Origin of the sequence: Peribacillus huizhouensis (genome assembly GCF_014138605.1) — a bacterium.
Taxonomy (GTDB): Bacteria; Bacillota; Bacilli; order Bacillales; family DSM-1321; genus Peribacillus; species Peribacillus huizhouensis.
Genome location: NZ_JACJHX010000021.1, coordinates 1 through 17,694, shown reverse-complemented (window position 1 = coordinate 17,694; position 17,694 = coordinate 1). Strand labels below are relative to the sequence as shown.

General features: G+C 34.9%; 15 protein-coding genes and 1 pseudogene. 2 read left to right on the top strand and 14 right to left on the bottom strand.

Annotation, left to right across the window (positions count from 1 at the left end; genetic code table 11):
- Positions 1 to 162: 162 nt before the first annotated feature.
- The 7 genes and pseudogenes from HNP81_RS20475 to HNP81_RS24925 form a co-directional block, all read right to left on the bottom strand.
- Positions 163 to 594, bottom strand: a complete 432-nt coding sequence (locus tag HNP81_RS20475) for a CDI toxin immunity protein (RefSeq protein WP_446686514.1) — start codon at positions 592 to 594, stop codon at positions 163 to 165.
- Between the two features lie 301 nt (positions 595 to 895).
- Positions 896 to 1,378: a hypothetical protein gene (locus HNP81_RS20470; protein WP_182503838.1), complete on the bottom strand. Its 483-nt coding sequence runs from the start codon at positions 1,376 to 1,378 to the stop codon at positions 896 to 898.
- Positions 1,379 to 1,626: 248 nt separating this feature from the next.
- Positions 1,627 to 3,123 (bottom strand): serine hydrolase domain-containing protein, encoded by a 1,497-nt coding sequence (locus HNP81_RS20465; RefSeq protein WP_182503837.1) that lies wholly within the window; start codon positions 3,121 to 3,123, stop codon positions 1,627 to 1,629.
- Positions 3,124 to 3,816: 693 nt separating this feature from the next.
- On the bottom strand, positions 3,817 to 4,089 hold the full coding sequence (locus HNP81_RS20460; RefSeq protein ID WP_182503836.1) for a DUF4304 domain-containing protein: 273 nt from the start codon (positions 4,087 to 4,089) through the stop codon (positions 3,817 to 3,819).
- A 231-nt stretch (positions 4,090 to 4,320) separates the two neighbouring features.
- Positions 4,321 to 5,523 (bottom strand): IS110 family RNA-guided transposase, encoded by a 1,203-nt coding sequence (locus tag HNP81_RS20455; protein WP_182503835.1) that lies wholly within the window; start codon positions 5,521 to 5,523, stop codon positions 4,321 to 4,323.
- A gap of 515 nt (positions 5,524 to 6,038) precedes the next feature.
- Positions 6,039 to 7,199 carry an MFS transporter gene (locus HNP81_RS20450; RefSeq protein ID WP_182503834.1) on the bottom strand — a complete coding sequence of 387 codons (1,161 nt, stop codon included), beginning with the start codon at positions 7,197 to 7,199 and terminating at the stop codon, positions 6,039 to 6,041.
- Positions 7,200 to 7,460: 261 nt separating this feature from the next.
- Positions 7,461 to 7,660, bottom strand: a pseudogene (locus HNP81_RS24925) (VOC family protein); the annotation flags it as partial.
- A 400-nt stretch (positions 7,661 to 8,060) separates the two neighbouring features.
- On the opposite strand from HNP81_RS24925, the gene HNP81_RS20445 reads away from it, so the two are divergent.
- Positions 8,061 to 9,296: an IS110 family RNA-guided transposase gene (locus tag HNP81_RS20445; RefSeq protein ID WP_182503833.1), complete on the top strand. Its 1,236-nt coding sequence runs from the start codon at positions 8,061 to 8,063 to the stop codon at positions 9,294 to 9,296.
- Positions 9,297 to 9,599: 303 nt separating this feature from the next.
- Here the strand turns inward: HNP81_RS20445 and HNP81_RS20440 are convergent, their stop codons facing one another.
- From HNP81_RS20440 to HNP81_RS20425, 4 genes are all read right to left on the bottom strand, one after another.
- Positions 9,600 to 10,154, bottom strand: a complete 555-nt coding sequence (locus tag HNP81_RS20440; protein ID WP_182503832.1) for a GNAT family N-acetyltransferase — start codon at positions 10,152 to 10,154, stop codon at positions 9,600 to 9,602.
- A 185-nt stretch (positions 10,155 to 10,339) separates the two neighbouring features.
- Positions 10,340 to 11,035: a hypothetical protein gene (locus tag HNP81_RS20435; protein WP_182503831.1), complete on the bottom strand. Its 696-nt coding sequence runs from the start codon at positions 11,033 to 11,035 to the stop codon at positions 10,340 to 10,342.
- 468 nt (positions 11,036 to 11,503) lie between these two features.
- The gene (locus HNP81_RS20430) at positions 11,504 to 12,526 is read right to left on the bottom strand and encodes a DUF2262 domain-containing protein (protein ID WP_182503830.1); all 1,023 of its coding nucleotides are present in this window, start codon (positions 12,524 to 12,526) and stop codon (positions 11,504 to 11,506) included.
- Between the two features lie 557 nt (positions 12,527 to 13,083).
- The gene (locus HNP81_RS20425) at positions 13,084 to 13,578 is read right to left on the bottom strand and encodes a DinB family protein (protein WP_028391166.1); all 495 of its coding nucleotides are present in this window, start codon (positions 13,576 to 13,578) and stop codon (positions 13,084 to 13,086) included.
- Positions 13,579 to 14,066: 488 nt separating this feature from the next.
- On the opposite strand from HNP81_RS20425, the gene HNP81_RS20420 reads away from it, so the two are divergent.
- Entirely contained in the window at positions 14,067 to 15,260 is a 1,194-nt protein-coding gene (locus HNP81_RS20420; protein WP_182503829.1) for a cytochrome P450 family protein, read from the top strand.
- A 508-nt stretch (positions 15,261 to 15,768) separates the two neighbouring features.
- Here HNP81_RS20420 and HNP81_RS20415 read toward each other — a convergent pair.
- From HNP81_RS20415 to HNP81_RS24785, 3 genes are all read right to left on the bottom strand, one after another.
- The gene (locus HNP81_RS20415; protein ID WP_028391168.1) at positions 15,769 to 16,941 is read right to left on the bottom strand and encodes an MFS transporter; all 1,173 of its coding nucleotides are present in this window, start codon (positions 16,939 to 16,941) and stop codon (positions 15,769 to 15,771) included.
- A gap of 21 nt (positions 16,942 to 16,962) precedes the next feature.
- On the bottom strand, positions 16,963 to 17,352 hold the full coding sequence (locus HNP81_RS20410) for a MerR family transcriptional regulator (protein ID WP_028391169.1): 390 nt from the start codon (positions 17,350 to 17,352) through the stop codon (positions 16,963 to 16,965).
- 249 nt (positions 17,353 to 17,601) lie between these two features.
- Positions 17,602 to 17,694 (bottom strand): IS3 family transposase (locus HNP81_RS24785; protein ID WP_182503742.1); only part of this gene is annotated, 93 nt, incomplete at its 5' end.

The window sequence follows — 17,694 nt, the reverse complement described above, 5'->3', positions numbered from 1 at the left end:
GATATATTAACGTTTTGAGAACTTCGGTGCGCGACAAGCGCCTTTAAGACCGTATTTTTTACGTTCGATTAAACAACCTAATTACCTTTTCTTCAACTAAATTGCCCAGTTACTTGAATAAGAAAATTTAATTCATTGGCAGTAAGTGAACTTATTCGTTTATTATTCTTGCCACCCAGCAATTATCTCTCCACTCCATAGAACCTCTATTACATATTTTTCTCTTGGACAATAAATAAACTGTTCTTCATATGATATATTTTCGAAACTGATTATTATATTTTCTATTGTTGTAGAAATAACTGGGGTTTGGTTAGGGGATGACGATGTTTTTCTCATAAGATAAACAACACTATTTTCAAAACCACCTTGTTTGATGAATGAAGATAGGTGATGTGCTCCATCTATTTGAAATTTTATACTCATTTTCTCCCAATCAATTCGTGCAACACTTCCTGAAGAATCAAAAGGAAATTCTTCCACAAACCTATCTACTGTTTCTTCGCTTTGCTCCACAGTTAACACATTAATACTTTCTTTCTCTAAAAGTTCATCACAAAATTCAGTAGCAAGTTCTTCATACTCCTGCTTGATGGCATTTTGTCTATTTAATTCGATAATATCTTGTAATCTTTTTTTCTTTCTTCTCTATTCATAGCAACCTCTTATTAACCTAGTATTTTAAATTATTATTTTCATTCAAACATCGCACTCCATTAGTGAAACAAGAACCATTACTTACTGTTTCTTCTCAATTGAATCTTGACATCTTTCACAATAGCTATGATTAAGGCTGCCTTACTTAATTTTAATTGCTAATTTCAATTTATTAATTTCTTTCTACAGCTATCCTGGCCGTTAGTGGAAGAAGAAAAAGCTGATTTGATGAAATCTATTAAAGAAATTTTAATTTTGTTATTGCTTTAAGGACTTCATCCCTGTTTTTCGAAAGTTTCATCCATTTTGGTAGTCTACTTTTAGCACTTAAATAATATAAGCCAGAAGGTCTTACATGTTCTTTAATATAAATCTCTATATCGAAAAGATGTTCATAATTAAAGAACCAAAGTTTATGCCCACAACATTGAGTTTGAAGATACAAGGGCAAACCAAAGTACCAATCAACTCCCTGTTTCTCATTATATAATTCGTGGCTAAACGCCCATAGATTATCCCATCTTCTTTTGGGATGAATATCTTTGGTGTAGCCACATTTGACACATAACAACCGTTTCGATTCATGTCCCAAATATCTAGGTTCATCTTTACCTTTTGCGTTATTCGGAGTGAAAATTCTGGCACAACTGCTACACCTAGGACACTGAACAAGAAACAAGTCTGAATAGGCTAATAACATTCCACCTACACCATCAAGCATTAGAAACCACCACCTACAATCAGTAAACGTTATCTTTATTATAAATTATTTTTTATTATTAAAGACGATTCTTCTTCAACTAACCTGCTGTGTTACTTTAAGTACAAAGTTTCACAATCACTTCTAATCTCTAACATACATATCCTATTTTCTTTAAAGGAGTTACTCCACAACCTGGCCGTATAACGGAAAAAAGCGATCTTCTTTATTGAAGACATAATTGCGGCTGATAGTTGATGTTCTTGCAGTTATGAAGAATAATTTGAATGTAACTTTTTTTGGCTACTCCATACTTTAACAAGTACTAGTTTACCAATATTAATTACTCCAATAATTATAAGGAATAATGGAATGATGAATAAAGCATGGCCAATACCTGGAGCAAATATTGTTGCCACTGACAATGGAACTACTTGAGTTACAAAATACAAAAGTAAAAATGGTATTAAGAAGTTAAAAACAATCAAAGACACTACATTAAGAAACAACCAGAAAGGTGTTATTTTACGTTTTTGTTGTTTAAATATTTTATAGATGGAAAAGAATATGTACGCTATCGCTACAGCAATTATTAAATCAAATATGATATAAATCATAAAAGGGCTTTCTTCACTGGTTTTAAGAGGTTCATTATGTTTAATAAAATTGTATAGATTCGTCACTATCTCATCGTACCGATTACTATTATAATAATCGAATGAATTGATCAGTAAGGTAATTCCATACTCTTCATCTAAAATGACTCTTGAATATGTATTTTCCGTCCAGCCATTATGTGTAATCACATTCTTATCTACTTCCCATCCCATCGCATAATAAATATCATTCCCAATGAAAGATGATGGCTGATGCATTTCGTTTAAACTTTGTTTTGATAAAACACTCTTACCATAAAATTGTCCTTTTTTTAATATTGCAATCATATAATTTGCCATATCTTCAGCACTTGAAATGAGATAACCATGAGGAACGTTCGCTTCATGGTTTAATTGTTCTGTTGGCATTTTAAATCCAAACATTGTTTGATATCCAACAGCTATCGTATTGTTTTTATCTTCTTTTGGATCTGCATAACTATTTTCCATCTGAAGCGGTTTAAAAATATTGCTGCTTATATATTCAGTATAAGGAGTCTTCGTGACTTCTTCGATGACTAAACCTAAAATACTGTAATTCAGATTGGAATATTGGTATGTTTCACCGACTACTTTTGTTAGGTGTACCTCCCTTAAGCCCTCTACAAGTTTTTTTATCGATTGATCACCTTGAGAAATAGCAACTTGTCCATCATATTCAGAGATGCCACTCGTATGATTTAATAACTGTCGAATGGTAATTTCTTTTGATGCTGCCTCATCTGCCAAAGTAAACCATGGTATATATTGTTGAACTGGTTGATCCAATTGAATCATTCCCTGGTCTACAAATTGCATGATGGCTAGTGCAGTAAATGATTTACTAACAGAACCCAGAACAACTGGCGTCTTTGGTGACATTGCCTTTCCATTAGGACCTGACATTCCATACCCTTTGATATACTGTATCTTTTCATCTTTTACTATCGCTATTGAAGCACCAGGGATATTAAGTCTCTCAAGTTCATTATTCATGTATTTATCAATTATAGAAATGTCCACATCATTATGATTCTCAGTAGCCAAAGCCTTCTCATTTAATGATGTAATAAAAAGGAAAAGTATGGTTAGTATTAGTTTTCTGATTTTTGATAATTTTAAATTTTTCACTGTATAAGGTCCTCCAATTTCTGTAAAACGAACTACATTCTAAAATCAATGAAAATATTGTATATTTCTTTATTTCATACGTGTTTTTATATCTGCTTTATTCACACTTGTAAAAGCTATCTAATTTAACACTAATTGTCCCCTTTTTTGTATGTCAATATTTGAGTACGCCAGCCAAAAACATACATAATTTGACCATAATAACCCGATTATTAATTTTAATTAACGTTATTAATTTGTTAAAAATTGAAAATAGAATAAAATTTATCTGACGTAAGTTGTATAGATACTATCTTATTCCATAAAATGGCCCGATTGCTGAACAAAGTTAAAAAAGCACACATTTTATTATTTGTTCCAAAACTCGTCTATAATTTAAAAGTTTTAGACACGTAGTTTTATTAGTATTTTACATTGCTATTTTTGGAGATATTTTGTACTTTTTTTAATACTTATTTTTCTATTCACGCAAACGCGCCCTTTAATGGAGTAACTAAATTTGACCTCAGTCTTAAAATTAATTAATTCTTATTAAACTAACGCACCCCGTTAGTGGAATAACTTAGAAATCCATAAACGGTTTGAAATATTTAATAAATTTACAACATTTAAAGCAACTTTCTCAAAGTCTTCTTCGGTTATTGTATTCTCAAAATCAAACCATATTCCGTCTTCATCTTCGGATTTTGCCCCCTACCTAAAACGTTTGTCTACATCATGGGCAGTAACTTTGTTTGGTGGTATTTGTTCTCCCCAATCCATTGTTACAACTTGTATGGGACAAACTGCTAACTCGACAACAAATGAACCATCCCATTTGTTAAATTGAAAGGTTATTAAATCAATATTTTTTTCATTCATTCGTCTAAAATGAGGTAATGAACCTTTAAATCCTTGTTGTCGTAAAAATGGGATAACAACTTTTTTCAAAGCATTATCCATCATTTCCCTTCCGTTCGATACCATTTTCCTCCTCCTTTTTCTGATTCGTTATTCAACTATTCTGCTTCGTTAGTTCAATAATCAAAAAGAGCCCCCAGTGTTGGCAGCCCTGATCTTCAAGTAAACCAGCTAATAGGATGTCAATATCTTTCTCTAAAATTTTCATTTCCCTTATGATATACTATTTTTGGTCATAACAAATAACCCTCCAAAACCCTTTTGGAAGGATTTTTCTCTGTTTCACAAAACCGTTAATTAGGCTAAATCTAGGAACATTTCTTTTCTCTTTAATAAAGCGTAAATCCAATGAAGAAGTTTATTAATACAGGCAACGATTGCCACTTTGGCTGGCTTTCCTTCTGACTTTTTCTTATCATAGAACGCTTTAAGCTTTTTGTTTCTTGAACTCCTTATACCGCATAAAACGGCAAGATACAGAGAATGACGTAGTCTGCTCGAACCTCTTTTAGTAATACGATTAATGGTTGCCGTAAACTTACCCGATGAGTGGACACTTGGATCTACTCCAGCGAAGGCAACTAGTTTTTTCGGATGATTAAACCGATCGATTTCACCAATTTCAGAGATAATCGTGGCTGCGATTTTTTCTCCGATACCGGGAATCGATTGGATCATCTTATATTCTTCCATTTCATTTGCCAGGGCAACTATACGATCTTCCAAATCAGAAAGGTGTCCCTGGTAATGAAAAAGCAATTCAATATACATACGCAGATTAATTAAGTGACTTTGATACACGCTTGTTCCAAATGGATTTCGAGATGCGGAATCCATTATTTTTTTGGCTTTTTCCCATGCCCATTGACCAGATCGGCTAGGACAGAACTCCATTACACTCTCTGCTAGTTTACTTTCCCCGACTGTTAATACCGCCTCTGAAGTAGGGTATTCCTTTAACATCAATAATGAAACCTTTGAATATAAATCGCCAAAAACCTTTCGGTATTCAGGAAACACTTGATCTAAAATAGTATGAAACTGAAGTTTAGCTTCCACATACATATTCGTTACGATTTCCTGTTGTCTTGACAAATTCCGAAGGTCTAACAGCTGAATTCCTCTAATTTTATGAGGTTCAAAATCCTCTTTGTAATACAGCACACACAACTGGTACGCATCGATTGCGTCTGTTTTTACCTTCCGTAAACTGGACTTCTTTGCCTGATAAGAAATAATCGGATTTAGTAAGATATATAGAACCCCTTGTTCCTCCAAGTATTGAATAACGGGAGTATGGTAATGCCCTGTAGATTCTAAAATGATCATAGGCATTTTCGCCGTCACCTCTTCGATTTCTTTTAAAAATCCTATAAAACGATCTAATTCCTCTCTAGTATGCTTTATAGAAAAGCTCTTTCCATACGGTTCTGATTGATCTAAAAATGCCTGAACTTGGCTCTCTCCCTTTGCCACATCCAGACCAACTACTGAATTCATAGTTTTTTCCTCCTCTATATATTAACCAGTACCCCTAGTCCTTCATGTAGTGTCATAGCTTCGCTTGTTATACGAGATCTACGTCCCAACCAGCCTCAAACATGTTTCTACAAGTAGGTGGCGGACAGTTTACTTCACGAGATCATGTCCCACGCACCCGTACGTCCTACCCTGGCTACTGATATAATAGATTCTATTAAAAAAAGGTCAACCAGCAAAAAACTGGCTAACCTTATAATACGAACGCACCCGTTAGTCTATTTTAAAGAAGTAACAATCAAAAAAAGTTCGTAAAAGTGTACATTTACAGACGTTTTAATCATGACAGAAAGGCTTCATTTTCCCTGAAGCCTTTCTTAGGAGTACATACATAGGGTTATATAAGCAAAATTGGATTTACTTTGCCTCTGGTTGCACGGACGCTGGTATTACCCGGCTGCCGCCAGCAAAAAGGAAAAAACCACGCTAAGACAATATTAATGGAAAAAGCTTTTTTCTCCCATGCTAAAGGGAAATCAGCTTTTTTTGAACTTTTGATGACCATAATTCATGACAGAAAGAGCAGCTGTTCCTAAGGATAACAAAACGAGCACACCACCTACTGTAGGGTTGAACTCGACAGAGGTTTGCTCAATAACAATTCCGCCAATAAATGAACCAAAAGCAATACCCATATGAACCGCCGAATTGTTTAAGGCTTGCTGGATATCCGAGGTTTCTGGTGACAGCTCGATCAGATAGCTTTGCATCGCTGGTGTGATCGCCCAGCTCAGCATACTCCATATTACCATCAAGATTAGGAAAAACGGTAAAGCAAAGGTTGTATAAGGGATTGATAACATCGAAACCGCAAAAAGGATAATGACAGATATTATAGTACGCTTGGGGCCGAAACGGTCAGCCAGAAAGCCTCCAATTCCCCCGCCAACTACAGCCGCAATTCCAAAAATTAAATAGACAATACTAACCCATGTTCCATCAAGGCCTAGTTTCATTTTTAAAAATGGAGTTAGGTATCCATATAGTGTTAAATGACCCGTCAACATGACAAAGGAAGTTACCTGGGCAAATAGAATTTTTCGATTTTTCAATGTACGTAATTGTCTTCCAATTGGAATAGAAGGCTTTGGTGCCATTCTTTCCAGAAAGAAAAACACCCCCGCCATCGATACTAAGGTTAGGATGGAGATCATGATAAAGGGTGCCCGCCATCCAAAAGCATTTCCAAGCATCAATCCAATTGGTATCCCTAGTACAAGAGAGGCACTGACTCCCATAAAAACAATTCCAATCGCCCTTGCACGGTATTGTTCAGTTACAATATTTGGCACCATCGTTAAACATAAAGCAATAAGCAATGAACCGCTAGAAGCTGTAATGATACGCCCAACTAGTAAAATACTATAAGAAGGGCTGAATACAGCAATGACATTTCCTATTAAGAAAATAAACAAAGTAATTAAAGTTAGCTGTTTTCGTTCCACTCTTTGAGTTACTGTTAACAATATGGGCGCAGCTAACGCGAATGCAATAGAAAAAACAGTGATAAGGAAACCCGCTTGCCCAAGACTCACATCTAAATCATTCGCGACAATATCTAGTAAACCGCCAATGATTAATTCAACCATCCCGACAATAAACGAGACAATCGCCAATATATACACACGTTTATCCAAAATTTAACTCCCTCTCTAAAAAGCAAAATAAATACTTGATAAAAAATAGCCCGCCATGTTTAGCTAGGTCTGTTCTCATTCATTCCAAACTTCTTCTAGTTTTTCTCTAAAGAGTTAGCCTAAGCACAAAAAAATAATTCGTGGACATGAATCGATAATGAATCCCGCTTAGGAATTTCAATTACATCCTCTTCTGATCAATGGATTGGTACCAACTCTTTTTATGAACATATATGAATCTTTCAATACTCCTTTGATTATGCATTCTGTAATAAATATTATAGCACAAGAATTATTTTCTATATATTTTAAAAATGTCATCCATCTGTTTGTCCCATTTTCGCTACAACATGTGGTTCATCGATAAAAGTAACTTCCTCACCTACTAAATTTTCATAAATCTCTTTAATATTTTCAACTTGAAAATAAATAACTGAGCTTGAATAAGCAAATTCCTCTTGAACTAACCTGCTGCGTTACTTTAAATACAAAGCTTCACAATCTCTTCTAAGCTCTAACATACATATCCTATTTTCTATAAAGGAGTTACTCCACAATCTGGCCCTATAACGGAAAAAAGCGATCTTCTTTATTGAAGAATCCCGCCCGATCGTATTATAAGGTCAGCCAGAAATTATTTCTGGTTGACCATTTTTTATATCGATATATGATAACGGTAGCCGAGGTAGAACGTTCGCGCCCGTGGGGCTAAGACCCCGTCCGCAAAACAGTTCGCCCCCTACTTGTAGAAACATGTTTGAGGCTGGTTGGGACAATGATCTCGTATAACAAGCGAAGCTATGACACTATGAGGAGGATTCAGGGGTTACCGGCAATTATATTTTTGAAGGAGGAATTTTAATGAATCCAGTCGTTGGTCTGGATGTGGCAAAAGGTGAAAGTCAAATTCAAGCATACTTGGAAAGAAAGAAGCCCTACAAGAAAAGTTTCAAAGTAAAACATGATCTTGATGGGTTAGCTAGTTTATTAGATTTTATTAAAGAGATAGAATATATTTCAGGAGAACGTCCCCCTCTCGTAATGGAATCAACGGGTCATTATCACACACCGGTTGTTCAATATTTTGAGGACAAAGGCTATTTAATCATTATCGTAAATCCACTCATCTCCTATAAAGCAAAAAGTTCTAGTTTGCGAAAGGTAAAAACAGATATCATTGATGCCAATCACCTCTGCGAGCTGTATTATAAAGAGGATTTAGAGCCTTATAAAAAGCGTGGTATCCAACTTATGAACTTACGTCACCTTACAAGACAGCACGATAATATTACAGGCATGTTTGTACAAACCAAATTACAATTTCAGGCCGTTTTGGATCAAGTTTTTCCTGAATATAGTAAGGTTTTTGGAGATTTATATTCGGACGTTTCTTTAAAAACATTACAAGCATTTCCTACTTCAGAAGATGTGTTGAAAGGTGATACTGAAACATTAACAACAAAAATAAAAGAATTCTGTAATACTCGTTCACTACAATGGGCAAACAAACAGGCTGAAAAGCTAATGACTGCCGCAACTCAAAACCCTTTTCAGAAGGCTTTATACTCTAGTCTTGCCCTGAGCTTAGATATGTTTATTAATATGCTCTTTGAATACAAAAAACATCTATCCATGATTGAAAAGGAGATAGATGCTTTAGCAAAAGGTATTGAAGAATCTAAGATTATCCGATCAATTCCCGGTATCGGTGAAAAAATCGCAGCCACGATTATTTCTGAAATTGGGGAAATTGAAAGGTTTACTCATCCTAAGAAACTAGTCGCATTTGCCGGTCTTGATCCAAGTGTCTTTGAATCTGGCACATTCAAAGGTACTTACAATCGAATTACCAAAAGAGGCTCTAGCAGACTACGGCAAGCTTTGTATATGGCTGTTAAATGTGCTATTCGTGACTGTCGCAAACAGAAAACAACAGATGAAATCCTTCCTCGTAATAAGAGATTACGAGCGTTTTATGATAAAAAACGGGAAGAAGGAAAACCTTTTAGAGTAGCTGTGATAGCTTGTGCAAACAAACTTTTACATTGGATTTATGCACTTTTAAAAAACAAAACTTCTTTCCTAGATTTAGCTTGATTTAACATTTTAACTAATCGGTCCAGAACTTTCCAAATATAGTATTTGGACGGTTATTTGGTATGCACAAATTTAGTATAACATGATATTTTTAATATTTTTATTGAAAAATATTGACAACTATTGGCTGGTTTTGTGGAATATCAAGATAATGATGATTGCTGCCTTTAGCTTGTTGAACTAACACACCGGTTAGTTTAAGTATTATCCTTCACCGTAAACACTTAGTGAATTAATCAGTGCCATTTCACACTGCATAATTGGTTAACCCACCCATTAATTCGAATTTTCTAACATTTTCTACTACTTCGTAAAGTATGCCATTGAGATTAAATCATAATATATATCTTCATTGACTTTTATAGCTTTTACTTTACGACCTTCCTCAACAAAGCCAATCTTTGCGTATAAAGAGATTGCATTCGTATTTTCAGCAAATACTTCAAGGCAAACTTTTTCAATTAAAAGATTTTCTTTAGCCCAAGCCAACAATAAAGTTAGCATAGCTTTACCCACCCCTTGATTTCTAAATTTGTCTGCAATACTCATACCAAATGAACCTTGATGTTGTATTCGCTTTTTATGACCATTATGAAAGTCTAAAAACCCGATAATATTGCTTTGATATTCTGCTATTATCGCTAACTTTCCATTGTCATCAAATATCTGTTTTAAGAATTGTTTTTGTTGTTCATAGGATACTTTGAATTCAGTTTCCGTGGTAAGTAAAAAAGGTGCTTCGCTAATAATGGTTTGATTAAACTTCAATACCTTCTCCGCATCTTCAGGTAATGCCGTTCTTATTGTGTATGGTTCACCGTTTTTATTGACGAAGTGTTTCGGTTTAATGAACCCCATAGAAAACCACTCCCCCTTTTGTTTTATATATAATTTCTTTCGCTCTAGATGATTTTCCTTTTTTCATTAACCTGCCCCGATAGTTGCATAAAGAAAAAGCTGCCTGTTAAAGACAGCTCCGCTCCTAAGCTAAAGCACCCTATAGTTTAAGTACGTCCCTTCACAATCTTTAGTAATAAAGTATGTTATCCTTTCCCTAGTCCGAATTTGTCGACTATTTGTAACTTCTGATCAATATCCTGGTTACTTTGCCTCCACAAGCCTACCGCTATCCACAGACAACCTATGGCGACCAGAATTCCGTGGGCTATTCGTAGCGGATGCCCACCGAAAAATTGCGGAATATATAATCCCATCCCGAAGGCGAAAGGAATACCACTCCATTTCGGGTACCTGCCAGACCGCCAAATTACGATAGCAAGTATAATCGCTGCAATGGCAAGTAGTAGGAGTCCTACAAGGAACATTGCGAGACCTGCACCAGATCGAACAACCGTTGCTAAACTAACAAGGGAGGCTGCCTGTTGCCTTATAGCCTCTTTCCCTATAGCGTGTAGACCGAACGTTTCCCCTCCGTAAAACGGCAAGGTTAGACCTATTCCTATCAAACACATTACAACCGCCCAAGACGCAAGTGAGTTTACGGCTGTCCCTTGTAAAGAGTGGTGAAGCCCAAGTAAACCTAATGGTAGTAGTGTAAAAGCGACAATGGCTAGTATATGTGCCAAAAGCCAATCGGTGGAGGCGAAAGCTGAGGCACCTTGCAAGGATGTTTCATCTGAAAAGGGTCGTATCGTTGGATAAAGTACAAACAAGATTCCAGAGATCACAAGAGTTGAAGCACTAAGGCGCATTTGTAGCACCTGTCTAGGTACTTGCATAGGATCTTCCTCCTTGGTATATATATTAGAATATTCCTTGTTTTTATATTAATTTAACTTTTCGCATAATTTAGTGGTTGTATGTAAAAGTTTAATTAAGTTTCTCTTTTGATGGATTAATTCAGAATTACCAATTGTTTTTGTCATATTATTCCACTATTCTACCCCTTTAGTTGCATAAGAAAAAGCTGCCTTAAAGACAGCTCTGATCTTCAGCTCAAGAAAGCATTAAAAATCTCCAAATTATCACCTCACCCTTTTCCCAATAATATTTTTGAAAATCATACCATTTTCTTTCACTAAACTGCATCCTTAGCTTAATTAGAAAAGGAGTTGCTGTTGCAACTCCTGATATAATCAATATCTTACATTTAATTACCCATTATCAATAACTCTTTTTTACTTCTTGATTAACTACTATATTGTATGGTAGGTATTCCTCTTATATTCAACAATAATTTTACATAATCAACCAATTGCATCAACGTGTTCGAGCCTAAATTCTTTATTCAATTTTGCTAGAATTGTATGCCCCCAAAATAGATCTCCATCATCGTAATAAGTCTCAATACTTCCATCATCAAATAATGAAATGGTATTTAATCTTATTCTTTCAGCAAATTCTTTTGAAGTAATAACTTCCCCTTCGCTCCATTCATCATTATGTATGACTAATAATTCCTCAGCTATTTGATGTCTGAGGGTGTGTTCCATTTTAATAAGGTCATTTAAAACCCCTTCTACTTTAAGAATTGAATCTTCTTTATATCCTGCTTCGGTTGATATAATGAGGTTCACCCAATGGTCAGAAGCAATTTGAACCATTCCAGATAATTGTTCTGAATTGGGGTTATATAATAAATTCCCCAAAATAGCATGATTTATTATTCTATAACCACTATTTTCTTCAGATATTTTGTAAGAGAGCTTAAATTTATAAGGATAAAGGGATTCTTCCTCATATTTTACCATCCCAACTCCCATTAAAAGATACAATCTTTCAATCCTTTGTAATCTCCATCCAGAGTAAAATGTTTTTGTTACCAATAAACACAGCGTTTCTTTGTCATTTATAAACTGAGTTTCAAACGATTTAAATACGAAAACGTTGTTTGGATACAAGCCTTTGTTATATGTATCTATATAAACCATCGGTACTGGATGAACTGTTTGTTTTCCATTTCTGTATCGGCTATACTCAAAAACTTCACCTTTACTATTTCCAATAACAAGCTCATCTGAAAACAAAATAGAGCCTTCGTCATTTATATATGTTCGGTTCTGTAATATTGTATTCTTTCCTTCAAAATCTATCATTTTCATGTTTTCACTAAGGCATATAAAGGGAAAATTATCTTGTTTTGAAGTATAAATCCCTTTGTATTCCTTAAAATCATGAACTGTTAATGGAAAATATTCATTTACATCAATATCAAGTTTTTTCACTCTGGATAGTCGTACTGATAGATAATTAATCAATCTGCTAATCATTACTTGGTTCCCCTTTTATGATATAAACTCACTTTCCTACATAGGTAAATGTTTGATTTCTTAATACTATATAATTCGATCTTGTGATCTTGTCACATTAAATATCGGTCATTTATTTAAATGATTACTAAATCACAAAAGAAAAACAAGAGTTATATTATACAGTAGATGTTTTTAAGTCACAATACTTAAATCTTCTTTCACTATACTGCAACGATAGTTGAATAGTCTCTTCGGTTTCAAGACCGAGGATCAAGTCAATAATTCCTTTAAAAAAGAATTTTAGGGAGAGATGTATTTTGTTATTATCACAAGCATGGGAATCGGATAAGCGAATAGAAGGATTTTCGCCACAAACATTAAAAGCATATCACCTTCAAGTTAACTAAAAGTGAAACAACCCGAAAAAATGCTGAGTTAAGTGGTCGGCTTAGGAAGGAGTTTTATCAGAAGTATTTCTAATAAACTAAATAGGAGCAACGTGTGTAGATAACGACGTTGCTTTGTCCAACTATCGCACCCCTTTAGTAGAATAACTATAAAGCTAATTAAGCTTTTTAAAAGCTGCGTTTCCCTGGCCAAGCTCCTTGCATTTTACTTAGGAATACAATTTGCCCAATATGATATGCGTCATGCAATGCTAAACTCTTCAGTTCAAGCACTAATGAATTATCTTCTCCTGGGATCTGTCTATACAAATCTTCATGTTCTGATTTTGCTAGTATTTTTTCAAGTTCACGATGAACATAAAAGTATTCTTGTTTTGTTTCCTTCCAATTTTCTAACGTCTCAGTTGGTAATCGAAATGTAGATTCATTATTTTCTGCCTGTGGTTCATTTGCTGTTTCACCAAGAAATCGTATCAGAAATCTCTTTTCATAGAAAAGTAAATGACAAACTAATTCCCAAATGGAATTCATTGCCCCATCAGCTGGTTTCCAAATTGCCTGTTCAAGAGTAATATCCTCTAGCACTTTTTCAAGTGGTGGAAACCAATCTTCTTCATCTAAGCAGCTTGCCCATTGCTGTAACAAAAGTGTCTTTACATCCATTTTCTATTCCCTCCAATTTAATCCTTTTAATAGATAATCCCTTTAGTCAAAACTTCATTTGCGGCATGTTGTTCTGGCATAACTTACAATTTCAAGATGAACCACCTGATTACCTCACTTACTCCACAATCTGGCCCTATAATGGAAATAGCGCTGTTCCTTATTACAGAAAAGCGCCCGATTATTGAACAAGAAAACATATATATGGATGATCAAGGGTACAGACATTTCGCACCAGAACCAAAAAAATAGAAGGCATAATGGTAAAACTCATAAAGTATAAATATATTAGGTTTTTGTGTTTTTAGATTAGGTTAAAATAATTAAAAGTTTGGTGCCTAGTTATAATCAAAAGGGGGCAAATGCTTATCTAGAACATATCTAAACAATCATTTGAATAACATACTCACTAGTGAAGGCAAAATAAAATAACAATTTCAAATGGATAGTGGAACGTTCATAAAAAAGTATTTGAGAGGAGATTTCAATTGAATTCAAATGAGTTAACTAATAACACTTTATTTACGAAGGAATTCACAAAGAATCCATACCCTACATATGCAAAATTGAGAGAAACGGAACCTGTTTACAGAATCCTCCTTCCGGATGGTCAGTACGGCTGGATGATTACACGATATGAAGATGCCATTGAAGCTCTGAAGGACTTAAGGCTTATTAAGAATTTTTCAAAGTTAACTGGCGAAAATGAGGGATACGATAGCATTTTTACCCACAATATGCTTTTTTCTGATCCACCAGATCATAAAAGATTACGGGGGCTTGTTCAAAAGGCATTTACGCCACGAATGATAGCAGAAATGAGGGATCGAATTCAGGAGATAACAGATGATCTTTTAGACGAAATTGCCAAAAAGGATAGTATGAATTTAATCGATGATCTTGCTTTTCCTTTACCGATTATCGTAATATGTGAGATTTTAGGTGTTCCATCAGAAGACCGTGACAAGTTTCGCATATGGTCAAATTCATTAATTGAAGGAACCAACGGTGAACATGCGAAAGATATGGCAGTTCATATGCAAGAATTCACCAAATATCTGGGAGACCGGTTTTCAAAGGTCCGGGAAAGTCCAGGGGAAGATTTAATTAGCCAACTGATTATGGCCGAAGAGGAGGGTGACAAATTAACAGAGAAAGAGTTATATGGGGTGGTCTCACTTTTGATTATCGCAGGACATGAAACGACGGTAAATCTGATTGGCAATAGTATTCTCTCTTTCTTGGAACACCCTGATCAGTTGCAGCTCTTGCAGGATCATCCTGAAATGATTCATACAGCACTTGAAGAATCACTCCGGTATAATGGCCCAGTCGAATTTAGCACATCCCGATGGGCACGTGAAGATTTTGAATTCAAAGGGAAAGAAATAAGTAAGGGAGATTTAGTGATTATCGCTCTGAATTCCGCTAACCATGATCCTAATCAATTTACAGACCCGGAGGTTTTTGATATTACCCGTGAGAAAAGTCCTCATCTTGCTTTCGGGAAAGGAATTCATCTTTGCCTGGGTGCCCCACTTGCCCGTCTAGAAGGCGAAATTGCTATCAGCAGTCTCTTGCAGCGCTTTCCACAAATCAAATTAAGAGTTGATACGAATGAACTTGAATGGAGACCCGGTATGGTTGTAAGAGGGGTAAAAGAAATACCTCTTTCCTTTTAAATTTTTAATCCTATTAAAGCTGTAAAATTATAATTTAAATGAGGCCATGTTATTCCATTAAAGGGCGCGATTATAGGCGACACAGGTAGAAAATGATCAAACTTTTTAAAAACCACATTTGAAATGATAAAGAAAGAATCCATTTTGAACAAACTTTTTTCAAAATGGTTTCTTTTGATTTGCCGTAAAATGCAGGCTCATAAGATATTTTTGATCAAACTTTATTATAAAGTTACAAAATGCTTCTATAGTTGAGGAAGCGTAAATAACCAGTTTTAATATCCACAGTATATTTACCGTAGCAAAATAATAGGAATTTAATTATTCAACAAAATGGCCCTTTAATTGAACAAGTCCTTAAAGGATTACATGAATACTCTATACAAATCTAGGTTCCATAAAATTGCTTATAGGTACTGAAAAAGGATCTTCGATGGAAGATCCTTTTTGCTACTTGTTCAATTAAAGCAAGTTTAAATACAAATGTTCACAAACTTACCTTTACTTCTTAGCTAGCAAGTTGTTTTGTTGTAGGGCTATACATATAGTTTCTTAGCAAAATAGATACCAAGCTCATTAATAAGAATAGTAATCCCCCTAATACGATATATTGAGTACCCATTCCTGATATAAATAATCCACCTACTGCGGTTCCAATCGTTATCCCTAAGTTACCACACGATAAGAATAATCCATTAGCGAAATCAGGAGCTTCTGGAGCCGAAGAAGTAATCCAATATTGATTAATATTATTTCCTATAGCAAATAATATCCCCCATAACATAATCGTTATCAACATAGGTCCAGTGGACTTCCCTGTAAGGAATGACAATAGAAGAATGATTCCTAATATGATTGGAAAAAGGGTTGCAGTTTTCATAGCATTTTTAGTAAGTAACCTTCCTCCTACTAAATTTCCAAAAAGACTTGCTAAGCCTAATAAAAATAATGCTAAAGTTAAGGTTCCCCCCGATATATTTGTTACGGTTCCAAGATATTCTGCAATGAAACTATTAATACTCGAAGTTGCAGAACCTATAAATATGACAGTAGTAATAGCTAACCAAACAATGGGCTTTTTTAATACACTAATTTGTGTTCCGTAAGAAAGCCTTTCTTTAACAGGTAAGGATGGAATAAATATCAATGTAGCTATGAAGGCAATTGCATTAACGATAGCAAAGAATAACATTGCCATTTCTATGGAGGTTTCACCAGCAATGTAATTAGTGATTGGTACACCAAGTATCATACCTGCGGTTACTCCCATAATTACTTTAGAAACAGCCTTTGGAGCTTCTTCCTTGCTAACAGATGTGGCAGCTACTGTCAAAGCCATTGAACAATAAATCGGATGAAAAATAGCTGGAATAACACGAGCAATTAGCAAAACGGTAAAGTTTGATGCAAATATTGAGACAATGTTACCTAAAACGAAAATACCAAGTACGAGTAGCATTATCTTCTTACGATTTATTCCCGAAAACAATATCGGCATAATAGGAGCAGATATTGCGACAGTAAGTGCAAAGAGACTCACTAGCAGACCTGCTTTGGCTACACTGATATCAAAGTGCTCAGCAATTGAAGGTAATATCCCAATTACGCCCATCTCAGTAGTTAGGATACCGAAAACTCCTATGGTCAAAATAACTATAAGTAAACTATTCTGTTTAGACATAAGTTTTATCTCCTCTGTTTATTACTTATTCTTTTGTTTTTTCAGTTTTTTTTCATTCGGAACTACAGACTTTTCATAATTTTCAATTTTACCGTTCAAAAGTGCCAAGGTTTTTTGTAGTTCCTCAATTCTTGCAACCAACTGGTTTCGTTGTTCAATTAACAGTTCCTTTCTTGTTTGCATAGTCTCATCGCCTTGATGAACCATTTTTACATACTCTAGCAACAACTCTATAGACATACCTGCGTCACGCATAAACAAAATTACTTGAATCCAATGACAGTCCTGTTCTGTGTATTCCCTTAGCCCACTTTTGTTACGGTTAATAGGGGGAATCAGACCTATTCGTTCATAATAGCGTAGGGTATCAGGTGAGATACCAAATTTTTCGCTTACTTCTGAAATTATCATAACAATGTCCTCCTTAACTTTTGAAAGCATAACAGCTGGAGTTAACTCCAGGTCAAGGGTATTTATAAATTTTTCGAACTAAATTCTTTTTCAACTATCCTTCCCCTTTTAGTTCAATAAGATCGCACAGAATCAAATGTATACTCTATACAAAACTAGTTAACATAAAGTCACTTATCGGTATTGAAAAAGGATCTTCCAATTGGTCTTATCCCCGTCAAGTAGACAATTAATAAAAAGGTTCACCTATTAGGCAGCCTTAGCTCTATATTCAGTAGGGCTGAGGTTATTTAATTTTTTTTGAAAACGTTTATTGTTATAAAACTTAATATAATTTTTTAC